The following is a 3,899-nucleotide window of genomic DNA, read 5'->3' on the forward strand; positions in this document are numbered from 1 at the left end:
GTCTCGGACAAGGGCGTGATCTTGCTGTTCGAGCAGCAGGGCGAAGTCTGGAAGGTCCGCAAGACGATCCGCTTCGCGGTGCGGCCGGACGATGGGCTGGCCGAGATCCACGCATCGCTCGCCGCGATGGTCCCCGAGCTGGAAGATTGCCGTCTGTTTCTCTCCAGGAGCGTGCGCGGCGTCGTCAATTCACTGCTGCAGGAGATGGGCGTGCAGACCTGGCAGTCGCACGGCCCGCTGTTCACCCAGCTCGAGACCATCGCCCGCAAAGAGAACGAGCGCGCACAGCAGAGTGTGAAGGCCGCCAGAGCCGAGCGGCGCTCACGCCGACGGCGCCATCACCAGGATGGCGCAGGCAATGATCTCGACGACATCAAGCCAGTGCTGGTCGGCGATGACGACAGCGGTCACTTCCGGCTCGATCTGGTGCGGCTCCTGCAGGACGATCCCGGGCTGAATTCCTGGGACATTCTGATCCCGTTCCTCACCGGCACGCCATTCCGTCAGCTCGACCTCGTCTGCGACCACATTCCGCGCTGGTTCTCCCGTGCCATGCGCGCGCTCAACATGGATGCCGAGATCATGGAGCTGCCAGGCCTCGGCGTCGCCGCCACCATCACCCCGAAACAACAGGCTGAGGCGACATGACCCCGACAATCACCACGCCGCTCCCGACCGTTCCGCGCGCGAAACCCGCCCGCCGTCCGACCACGCTGCTGTTTGCCTATGGGGCGACGCTGAACCCCGAGCACATCATGGTGCGGCTGTGCCAACCGAAGATCCGCGCGATCGCCCGGCTGCCCGACTACCGGCTCGGCTTCCACGGCCATTCCGAAATCTGGGACAGCGGCCTCGAAACCCTGGTGGATGAACCCGGCGCTGAGGTGTGGGGCGTGCTCTACGAGCTATCGGCCACCGAGCTCGACCGCTTCGATGCCTGGCAGGGCGTCAAGCTCGACGGCGGCGGATCGTACTTCCACTACCCGGTCGAAGTGATCGACGAGCACGGCCAGGCGCTCGACGCGCTGTTTCACCGCAAGACCGAGATGGGGCCGCAGCAGCCGGCAAGCCGCGACTATCTCGACTTCATCCTCGCCGGCGCACGCGCCCGGGGCCTGCCGGCGCATGTGATCGCAGCGCTCGAAGCCTGCCCTGCGGTGCAGCCGCGCTATCCGGTGCCGAAGATGAACACCGACATCAAGGCACTGGCCTCGAAGCTGTCCTGCGCCTGCTGACAATCCGATCCAGCGGTCTCGGCAAAGCCGGAGCACCGCGCCATTAGGAGACTTGGAATGACCGACCCCGCCTCCGACCTGTTGTCCCGACCGATGCGGCGGCGGAGCCGCGAAATCACCGACCGCGCCGAGATCGACGCGATCCTGGCGAGCGACAGAGTGCTGCATCTGGCGCTGGCGCGCGACAACGTGCCTTTCCTGGTGCCGGTGTTCTACGGCTTCGACGGCAAGGCGCTGTATGTCCATTCGGCCAGCGCCGGCACCAAAATCGAGATCCTCAAGACCAACAACCGCGTCTGCTTCGAAGTGACGACCGAGAACGGCGTTGTGACGGCCGAGGCGGCCTGTGATTTCGAAGCCAAGCACCGCACCGTGATCGGCTTCGGCCGCGCCAGCTTCGTCGACGACGTCGCCGAGAAGACCAGGGCGCTCGACCTGATCGTCAGCCGCTTTACCGACCGCAAGTTCGACTATCCGGCGGAAAAGCTCGGCATCACCAAGGTGATCCGGATCGACATCGACAGCATCAAGGGCAAGGCCTACGGCTTCGGCGAGCCCCGTCCCGAGCAGCCCGGCGAGACGGATTGATCACTCCTACCACCGCACGTCATTCCGGGGCGCGGCCCAAAGGCCGCGAACCCGGAATCCCGAGGTTGTCGAAAGCCCGCTGGTGCCTCGAACGACAAGATTCCGGGTTCGCTCGCTGACGCGAGCGCCCCGGAATGACGCGTTGAAAGGCCTTCGGCGAACCGCTGCGATATCCTGGACAACGTCCCTCAAAACCACCCGTGATACGCGCGCACCTTGTAGTTGCCGCCGATCACCAGGAACTCGCCTTCATAGCCGAGCACCTGGCGCTGCAGAAGGCCGGGAAAGAACAGCAGCTTCACCGTCGGCACCTCGGTCTCCAGCACCCAGTCACCGAACTCCTCGGCGCGTTCTTTGGAGTCGCTGAACGACACCAGATTGTTCAGCCGCACGGTGCATAGCCGCTGCCTTGCATCGCCCTCGACCAGCTGCTGCTCGACATCATTGGTGCCGCGCCACAACCGCACGAAACGCGGGCCCGGTGTCTTGAAGCGGCGGATGCTCCATTGGCAATATTCGTACAGCAAATCGAATTGCTGGAAGATGCAGTTGTTGTGAAAGCGGACGTCGGTCTTCTCCTGCAGATAGGTCGCCCACGCCGCCGACGGAAATAGTCCGAGCCGCTGCTTGTGAAAGGTCGGCACCAGACCGAACCGGCTCTCGACCCAGCCCTTCAGTACCGCCGCCTTCGGGCAATCGGACTCGACGCCCCAGCCGCGTAGCAGATCGAGATAGCTGGTCGGATGCCGCGCTGAGCCGGGCTGCTGCGCTCCCGGCGCGAGGCCGAACTCCAGCTCCATGTAGTGCTCGAACACTTCGGCGGCCGTCGCCGGATACTCGCAGGCGGCCAGCAGCCGGAACAGCCCCGGATGGGTCTCTCGCGTGCCATGGATGGTGATCCGCCGCAGGCAGCGATTGAACGCCGTCGAGCCGATCAGCCCGACCGGGACGCCCACCATATTGGTGCAGTACCAGCGTTCGGGATCCTCGCTCACCGGAGGAGAAGGGATAGGTTCGTCCATGCGGGGCTGCGAGACCGGAGTGCCGACGCGACATTTGATCGGGACATCAGTCCCTCATCAAGCCCACCTGTCGGAGGGGGGCAGCGGCTCTGATTACGAGTGACTCGCAACTCATCCTGAATGGCACCTCTTCAAGCGAGCCATCATTTCCGTACTCAACAGAGAGTCGCGAACAGAGTGCCTGTTTCGAACCGGTTCGCGGGTGCGTGCGCCGCAGCAGAAAGTTCTCTTCATCCGATCGCGCAAACCGCGGCGTTTTCTCATTCGCCCGATCCCGCGCCAAATCGATCTTATTTTTCGGCGCACGTTGACTTCACAACGGCGTTTGGCAGAGTTGGCTCGTCCGATGTTCTTCGTGAGCGCGGATCGCGGGATTTGACGGAGCAGCTTGCGCCGCGGGTTTAATCGCTAAAGCGCCACGACACGGCTCGTGGGCTCCTTTGTTGACGGAGATCGGCTCATGAACGCCAACATCTCGGCCATTGCTGACTTAACTGCACCGCAATTCGGTACTCCGCTTGCGCTCGTCTCGGCCTCGCGCGGCGTGATCTCGTCGGGCCACGCACTCTCCCGCTCCGGCCTCTGTTGTAGCTGTCGAATGACCCTCGGCTAACGCCGACACCGTTTCGACACCACCGACATCATCAGAGATCAGAAGGCGCTGGCTTTGCCAGTGGGAGAGTCATGTCCGACGCTTACGTTATCGAAGTTCAAGCCCGCACTGCCGGCATCGTCGTCCGGGACGGACGCAAGTTTTGCTTCTTCGCCGCGCATCACGACTTCAACAGTCTGGAGCGCCGCTCGTTCGGTTCGCTGGTCGCCGCCCAGAAGGCCGCGACCCGCTGCTGGAAGGAAGGCCGTCCGCGGCTGCAATAGCCCGGAGCGGCGGCGTTTCTCACCCCCAGAACGGCTCGGCAAAGCCGCTTTCGTGACGTGATCGTCGCGGAGGCGCGGCTGGCACCATGAGCCGCGCTCACGACACGAATCTTCTGCGGCAGCGCAGGATCGGGAAATGCCGATCTCGCCCCGCCGCGGATTTCGAAATGGCCGCCGG

General features: G+C 64.0%; 5 protein-coding genes. 4 read left to right on the forward strand and 1 reads right to left on the reverse strand.

Annotated features, from left to right (window positions below):
- The 3 genes from anfO to DYI24_RS22815 all read left to right on the forward strand — a co-directional run.
- Positions 1 to 648 (forward strand): Fe-only nitrogenase accessory protein AnfO (gene anfO / locus DYI24_RS22805; RefSeq protein ID WP_164573954.1); only part of this gene is annotated, 648 nt, incomplete at its 5' end.
- Positions 645 to 1,235: a gamma-glutamylcyclotransferase family protein gene (locus tag DYI24_RS22810; protein WP_164573955.1), complete on the forward strand. Its 591-nt coding sequence runs from the start codon at positions 645 to 647 to the stop codon at positions 1,233 to 1,235. The genes anfO and DYI24_RS22810, both read left to right, overlap by 4 nt.
- A gap of 57 nt (positions 1,236 to 1,292) precedes the next feature.
- Positions 1,293 to 1,823 carry a pyridoxamine 5'-phosphate oxidase family protein gene (locus DYI24_RS22815; RefSeq protein WP_164573956.1) on the forward strand — a complete coding sequence of 177 codons (531 nt, stop codon included), beginning with the start codon at positions 1,293 to 1,295 and terminating at the stop codon, positions 1,821 to 1,823.
- Positions 1,824 to 2,011: 188 nt separating this feature from the next.
- Here the strand turns inward: DYI24_RS22815 and DYI24_RS22820 are convergent, their stop codons facing one another.
- A complete protein-coding gene (locus tag DYI24_RS22820) occupies positions 2,012 to 2,845 on the reverse strand; it encodes an NAD(+)--dinitrogen-reductase ADP-D-ribosyltransferase (RefSeq protein ID WP_107343469.1) in 834 nt (277 codons plus the stop codon).
- 684 nt (positions 2,846 to 3,529) lie between these two features.
- Here DYI24_RS22820 and DYI24_RS22825 point away from each other — a divergent pair.
- Positions 3,530 to 3,721, forward strand: coding sequence for a hypothetical protein (locus DYI24_RS22825; RefSeq protein ID WP_012495068.1), 192 nt, complete (start codon positions 3,530 to 3,532; stop codon positions 3,719 to 3,721).
- The last annotated feature ends 178 nt before the right edge of the window (positions 3,722 to 3,899 follow it).

The sequence above is a fragment of the Rhodopseudomonas sp. BR0C11 genome (assembly GCF_010820945.1).
In the GTDB taxonomy this organism is placed as follows: Bacteria; Pseudomonadota; Alphaproteobacteria; order Rhizobiales; family Xanthobacteraceae; genus Rhodopseudomonas; species Rhodopseudomonas palustris_H.